The sequence below is a fragment of the Zemynaea arenosa genome (assembly GCF_004614185.1).
Classification (GTDB): domain Bacteria; phylum Pseudomonadota; class Gammaproteobacteria; order Burkholderiales; family Burkholderiaceae_D; genus Telluria; species Telluria arenosa.
The window spans coordinates 1-6,305 of record NZ_SPVF01000231.1 but is presented as its reverse complement, the minus strand read 5'-3'; the positions used below and the strand labels follow the sequence as shown (position 1 = coordinate 6,305).

The 6,305-nt window shown below is 66.4% G+C and carries 7 protein-coding genes; 5 read left to right on the top strand and 2 right to left on the bottom strand.

Features of this window, described 5'->3' with window-relative positions; translation table 11 throughout:
* The 3 genes from E4L96_RS18155 to E4L96_RS18145 form a co-directional block, all read left to right on the top strand.
* On the top strand, positions 1-361 hold a 361-nt coding region (locus E4L96_RS18155; RefSeq protein ID WP_135208623.1), incomplete at its 5' end, for a LytR/AlgR family response regulator transcription factor.
* 103 nt (positions 362-464) lie between these two features.
* Positions 465-956: a hypothetical protein gene (locus E4L96_RS18150; RefSeq protein ID WP_135208622.1), complete on the top strand. Its 492-nt coding sequence runs from the start codon at positions 465-467 to the stop codon at positions 954-956.
* 190 nt (positions 957-1,146) lie between these two features.
* A complete protein-coding gene (locus E4L96_RS18145; RefSeq protein ID WP_135208621.1) occupies positions 1,147-2,445 on the top strand; it encodes an NAD(P)/FAD-dependent oxidoreductase in 1,299 nt (432 codons plus the stop codon).
* Positions 2,446-2,486: 41 nt separating this feature from the next.
* Here the strand turns inward: E4L96_RS18145 and E4L96_RS18140 are convergent, their stop codons facing one another.
* Positions 2,487-3,194, bottom strand: coding sequence for a sensor histidine kinase (locus E4L96_RS18140; protein ID WP_135208620.1), 708 nt, complete (start codon positions 3,192-3,194; stop codon positions 2,487-2,489).
* 155 nt (positions 3,195-3,349) lie between these two features.
* Here E4L96_RS18140 and E4L96_RS18135 point away from each other — a divergent pair, with 155 nt between their 5' ends.
* Positions 3,350-3,880, top strand: a complete 531-nt coding sequence (locus E4L96_RS18135) for a hemerythrin domain-containing protein (RefSeq protein WP_135208619.1) — start codon at positions 3,350-3,352, stop codon at positions 3,878-3,880.
* Between the two features lie 100 nt (positions 3,881-3,980).
* On the opposite strand, the gene E4L96_RS18130 is transcribed toward E4L96_RS18135, so the two are convergent.
* Positions 3,981-5,603, bottom strand: a complete 1,623-nt coding sequence (locus tag E4L96_RS18130) for a response regulator (RefSeq protein ID WP_135208618.1) — start codon at positions 5,601-5,603, stop codon at positions 3,981-3,983.
* Between the two features lie 169 nt (positions 5,604-5,772).
* On the opposite strand from E4L96_RS18130, the gene E4L96_RS24115 reads away from it, so the two are divergent.
* On the top strand, positions 5,773-6,219 hold the full coding sequence (locus E4L96_RS24115) for a hypothetical protein (RefSeq protein ID WP_229414608.1): 447 nt from the start codon (positions 5,773-5,775) through the stop codon (positions 6,217-6,219).
* Positions 6,220-6,305 lie beyond the last annotated feature (86 nt).

Genomic DNA, 6,305 nt, shown 5'->3' with positions numbered 1-6,305 from the left:
GGGCCACGCCATGCCCGCGGCGCCGGCGCCGCGCGAGCCGCTGGTGTGGCTGACGGCCAGCGCGGGCAACGAGACACGCCTGATCATGGTGGAGGACGTGGCCTACTTCCAGTCCGACAGCAAGTACACGGTGGTGATGACCCAGCACGGCGAGGCCCTGCTGCGCAAGCCGATCCGCGATCTGCTGGAGGTGCTGGACCCGGCCATGTTCAAGCAGATCCACCGCTCGACCATCGTCAACCTGCGGCATATCGCGGCCATCACGCGCGACGAGATGGGGCGGGGGGTGGTGAAACTGAAGTCGCGGCCGGAGACGCTGGCGGTGAGCCAGCCGTTCATGGCGCTGTTCCGTAACATGTGAAATTGGTTACATCTCGGACGATTCCGTAACACAATATCCATTCGTGCGCGGGCTGGCCGTTGTTAGAATTCTTCACAGCAAATCACAACAACGAGGCCTGACCATGAAAAAGCTTCTTCTCGCCGCCGCGTTCGCCGGCGCCGCCCTCCCGATGTTTGCCGGTGCCCAGACCGCTGTGTCGATCAGCGTGGGCCAGCCGGGCTTCTATGGCCATATCGACATTGGCGGCTTTGCGCCGCCGCCGGTGGTGTATGCGCAGCCGGTGATCGTCCAGCGCCCGGTGCGCGTGGTAGAAGCGCCGGTCGTCTACCTGCGTGCGCCGTACGAGCACCAGCGCCACTGGTCGCGCTACTGCGGCCGCTACAACGCCTGCGGCCAGCGTGTGTACTTTGTGCGCGACGACTGGTACCTGAACACCTACGCGCCGCGCTACCGCGAAGTGCACTACCGCCCCGAGCACTATGACCGCGGCCCGGACCGCCGCGACTGGGACCGCCACGACGACCATGGCCGCGGGCACGGGAATGGCCATGGCCGGGGCCACGATGATCACGGCAACGGTCACGGCCGGGGTCACGGCAAGCACGGCGACTGATGCCCGCCGCCGGGGACGTACCCCGGCGTACTCAGCAACGGCTCCTGCGGGAGCCGTTTGTGTTTGGGCGGTCGCGTTGCGGCGCAGCACTCGCCAGCGCGGATAGCCGGCAACGTGTAAACTTCTCGTCATCACCCGGCCTCGGCCGGGCCGGCCCGCGGTGGCGCGGGCGCTGACAAGGAGGATGCGCTTGCGTAGCGAAATTGTGATTGTCGGAGGCGGGGCAGGCGGCCTGGAACTGGCCTGCAAACTGGGCCGCAAGCTGGGCCCGTCCAAGGTGGCACTGGTCGACAGCCGCCTGTACCACATCTGGAAGCCGTCGCTGCACGAGGTGGCGGCCGGTACCCTCGATATCCACCAGGAGGGCCTGTCGTACCAGATGCTGGGACACGACAATGGCTTCCACTTCGTCTATGGCGCAATGACGGCGCTCGATGCGGCAGCGAAGAAGATCACCATCGGGCCGGTGGTGGCGGGCACCGGCGAACAGGTGTTCCCTTCCCGTGAGCTGGAGTTCGGCTCGCTGGTGATCGCGGTCGGTTCCACCTCCAACTACTTCGGCGTGCCGGGCGCGCAGGAGTACACCATTTCCCTGAATGCCACCGAGGACGCGGAGCGCTTCCGCCTTACCCTGCTCAAGCTGCTGGCGATGGCGGACGAGCGCAAGGTCGAAGGCACGCAGGGTGGTGTGGATATCGTGATCATTGGCGGCGGGGCGACTGGCGTGGAACTGGCGGCGGAACTGCGCGAGGCGAGCGGCGTGTATGCGGCCTACGGCTTCGGCCACCTGGACGTCCAGCGCGACGTGCGCATCACCCTGCTGGAAGGCGCGCCGCGCATCCTGGCGCCGCTGCCGGAACGGGTGTCCGGCGCCGCCCTCAAGCTGCTGGGGCAGCGGGCCATCAAGGTGGTGACCGATTGCCGCGTGACCAAGATCGAACCGCAGCAGGTGACGGACAAGGAGGGCAACGTGTATCCGTCCGACCTGTGCGTGTGGGCGGCGGGGATCAAGGCGCCGGAGTTCCTCGGCTCACTGGGCCTGCCGCTGGCCAAAGGCGGGCAGATCATGGTGGACGGCCACTTGCGCGTGCAGGGGCAGGCCGCCATCTACGCGCTGGGCGACTGCGCGATGTGCATGGACGCGGACAACAAGCCCGTGCCGCCCCGGGCGCAGGCGGCGCACCAGCAGGCGGATTATCTCGTGGAGACTTTCGTGCGCCAGGCGCGCGGCAAGGCGCCGCAGGACAAGCCCTACCGCTACAAGGATTATGGGTCGCTGGTGTCGTTCGGGCAGAGCACCTCGGTGGGCAGCCTGATGGGATCGCTGCGGGGGCTGAGCTGGTTCGTGGAGGGCACGGTGGCGCGCATGATGTACGCCAGCCTGCACCTGATGCATCACCAGGCCGTGCTGGGCACGGTGCGCACGGGCGTGCTGGCGATCGCGCGCTTCCTGATCCGCCGGACCACGCCGCTGGTCAAGCTGCACTGACGCGGCGTGTGCCACGCCGGCCGCGCCAGGCCGGTCCGTGCTCAGGCGGGCGATTTCGGGAAATGCGCAGTGAGGGCGGTGCCCCCGTCCTGGTGGTCGCGGACGCTCAGTGTGCCCCCGAGGAACTGGACGCGCTCGCGCAGCAGGCGCAGGCCGTGGCAATCCGGGCTGCCGCCGGCGATGTGGGCCTGCCCCACGCCGTTGTCGCGCACCGTGACCATGCACTGGTCCTCGTTGTCATCGATGATGACGTCGACCGTGCTGGCCTGGGCATGCCGCTCGATGTTGCGCAGACCTTCCTCCACCACGCGCAGCACGGCCACGCTCTGGTCGCGCGAGACCTGGATGTCGTCCTCCGGCAGGCTGGCGCTGGCCGTCAGGCCCGCGTGTTGGGCGCCGAATTCGGCCACCAGTTCGCTGACCGCCGCCTTCACACCGAGGAATTCCAGCTTGTCGTTCCACAGCGTGAGCTGCATCTCGCGGTTGGTGGTGACGATCTGGTTGAGCAGCGTCTTCATCTGCCCGACGCGGTCCTGCAGCGGCTTTTCGGCGGGCAGCTTGGCGGCCAGCAGCGACAGATGCATGGTCAGCGCGGTCAGCGATGAGCCGAGATGGTCGTGCAGCTTGCGCGCCAGCTGGCGGCGCTCATCGTCCCAGCACTGGGTCAGGTAGCCCAGCAGCTCGGTCAGCTCCGCTTCGCGCTGCGCGGCAGCCTCCTGGGGATGGTTCTGTGATGCCGGTCCTGTCATTTCCTTGGCTTCCGGTAAATTTTTCGCATCATACCTCAGCCGCTGCCGGGACGGCGCGAGCGTCGTGCTTGCGGACACGGTGAAGTGCCGCACATACGGCGCGGCTCTTCCGGTTCACTCTGTCACAGTAGTTAAACCAGGAACGAGGAGTTGACATGGCAAGCACCAAAAATCCCAATCAAGACGCGATCGCTCTGCTGACCCAGCAGCACCGCGAAGTCAAGGACATGTTCGAGAAGTTCGAAGCCCTCGGCGACCGCGCCAAGGTGGGCAAGAAGAAGCTGGCTGAGCAAATCTGCGAACAGCTGAGCATCCACGCGATGATCGAGGAAGAAATCTTCTATCCGGCCCTGCGCGAGGCAAGCAAGGAATTCGAGGATACCGTGGACGAAGCGCTGGTGGAGCACGCGAGCGCCAAGGACCTGATCGCGCAGATCCTGACCATGGACGTGGAAGACGAGCTGTACGACGCCAAGGTGAAGGTGCTGGGCGAGCAGATTGACCACCACGTCGAGGAAGAAGAGAAGGAAATGTTCCCCAAAGTGAAGAAGACCGGACTGGACCTGCAGACGCTGGGCGAGCAGATGCAGACCCGGGCGGACGAACTGGAGCAGAGCGGCGAAGCACTGGCCATGGCCCCGACCCAAGGCGGCCCGGCCGAAGCGTCGCCAGCGGCGCGCCAGTAAGCACGGCGGACAGGGCCGGCTTCGGCCGGCCCATGAAAAAACCGGCGCTGCGGGCGCCGGTTTTTTTTGGGCCACACGCGCCACAACGGGCGCGGCCGGATCAGGCGCGCACCACGTGCGGCACCGCCTGGTTGATCGCCTCCAGCAGCTCATCCATTTGTACGGGCTTGACCAGGTGCACGTCGAACCCGGCCTCCAGCACGCGCCGGTTGTCCTCGGCCTGGCCGTAGCCGGTCAGGGCGATCAGCCGGATCCCGCGCGTGCCCGCATCGGCGCGCAGGCGGCGCGCCACTTCATAGCCATCGATGCCGGGCAGGCCGATGTCCACCAGCGCCACATCCGGCAAGTCCGCCGCAGCCATGCTGACGCCCTGCAGGCCATCGGCCGCACAGCGCACCTCGTAGCCGAACGAGGTGAGCATGGACGCCATCATGTCGCGGCCGTCATCGTTGTCCTCGATCAGCAGCACCGAGCGCATTCCGCCGGCTTCGTCGTCCAGGTGCGGCGCGGACACTTCCTGCACCACCGCTTCCGAGCGCGGCAGGCGGATCATGAAGGTGGAGCCGGTCCCCGGTCCGTCGCTGTGCGCGGTCACGCTGCCGCCGTGCAATTCCACCAGGCGCCGCACCAGCGCCAAGCCGATGCCGAGCCCGCCCTGGGCGCGGTCGATGGTGATCGAGCCCTGCACGAACACGTCGAACACCTGCGGCAGCAGGTCCGGCCCGATCCCCATGCCGCTGTCGCGCACGGTGATCAGGACTTCCTCGCCTTCCACCCGCGTGACGATGTCGATGCGCCCGCCCGCCGGCGTGTACTTGAGCGCGTTGTCGATCAGGTTCGAGGTGATCTGTTCGATCCGGGTCGGGTCGGCGTGCACCCAGCCGGTGTTGGCGTCCAGCTCGACCGTGTAGTCCAGCATGCGGCCGGTGGCGCGGAAGGTCTCGTAGCAGCCCTTGACGATGGCCGAGATCTCGGTCGGCTGCCGGTTCAGCAGGATCTTGCCGCTCATGGCGCGCGACAGGTCCAGCAGGTCGTCCACGATATGGGACAGGTGCTGGCTCTGGCGCTGGATGATGGCGCGCGCGCGGGCCGCGGTCTCGGGACCGGTGCCGGGCAGGCCGATCAGCGACGCGGCGCTGCTGATGGCGGACAAGGGATTGCGCAGCTCGTGCCCGAGCATGGCCAGGAATTCGTCCTTGGCGTGGCTCTTGCGTTCAGCGTCGCGGCGCTCTTCCATTTCGCGGATCAGGCGCTTGTTGGTGGCGGTCAGCTCGGTGGTGCGCTGGCTCAGCTTATGCGCCTGGCGCTTCAGTTCCTCGTTCTTCATGGCCAGAGCCACGAACACCGAGACCTTGGCGTGCAGGATCTGCGGGATCACCGGAGTGAACATGAAGTCGACCGCACCGCGCTGGTAGGCCTTGAGGCGGTCGATCTCGTCGGCCACGAAGGCGGTGATGAAAATGATCGGGATGTCCGCCGAGCGCGGCCGCGCGTGGATGATCTCGGCCGTTTCGAATCCGTCCATGCCCGGCATATTGACGTCGAGCAGGATCACCGCGAAGTCATACGTCAGCACATGGCGCAGGGCCTCCTGGCCGGAGCGCGCGGTGACGACCTCGTAATTGGTCTCAGCGGCCCATTGTTCCAGCAGGCTCGTCAGGGCAAGCAGGCTGGCGGCATCGTCATTGACGACCAGGATCTTGGGTTTCTCGGACTTGGCCACGGAGCGGGTGGGAAATTAATTTAGGCAAAAAGGATAGCACTTCTGACGGGGATGTCCAAAAGCAACCGTGCGCGCCTCGCAACGGTTCGCTGCCGCACATACCGTTTCGGACCGGTATGACATAGTGGACTGCACATACTGACAACGGTCCCACTGAAAGGACGTGAACATGAACATCGAATCCATCATCGACAAAGACCACCACGGCAAGACCTTCCGCGAACTGGCGGACGCGCCGCTGTCGGCGCTGAAAGGCGTCTCGCCGTCCGATGCCAAGGCGCTGCAAAAGGCCTTCGGCGTGTCCACCCTGCGCGAATTTGCCGAACTGAAATTCGTCAAGTGGGCCGTGGCGATCGCCACCCTGGCTGACGAGGAGTGCATGGCCCCGGCCGAAGTGGCGCAGGAAACCCTGCTGGACGACGCGGTCGAGATGACCTTCCCGGCCAGCGACCCGATTTCCGTGCAGTCGAGCATTACCCGGATCGAAGTGCCGCCCGAGAAAGTGGACGCGCACGAGGACCACCAGCACGCCGCCGCAATCCAGGAGCATACCCGGGAGGGCATGGAGGACGGCACCCGCGCGCCGGACAAGGTTCCTCCGGTCCAGACCGCCTGATTTCGTAACGCGTAGTCCCCGGCGCCCCCGCGGCGGCCGGGCCCCCGGAGCGCAGGCCGAGCCTGCGCGGACGAGCGGGCCCTGGC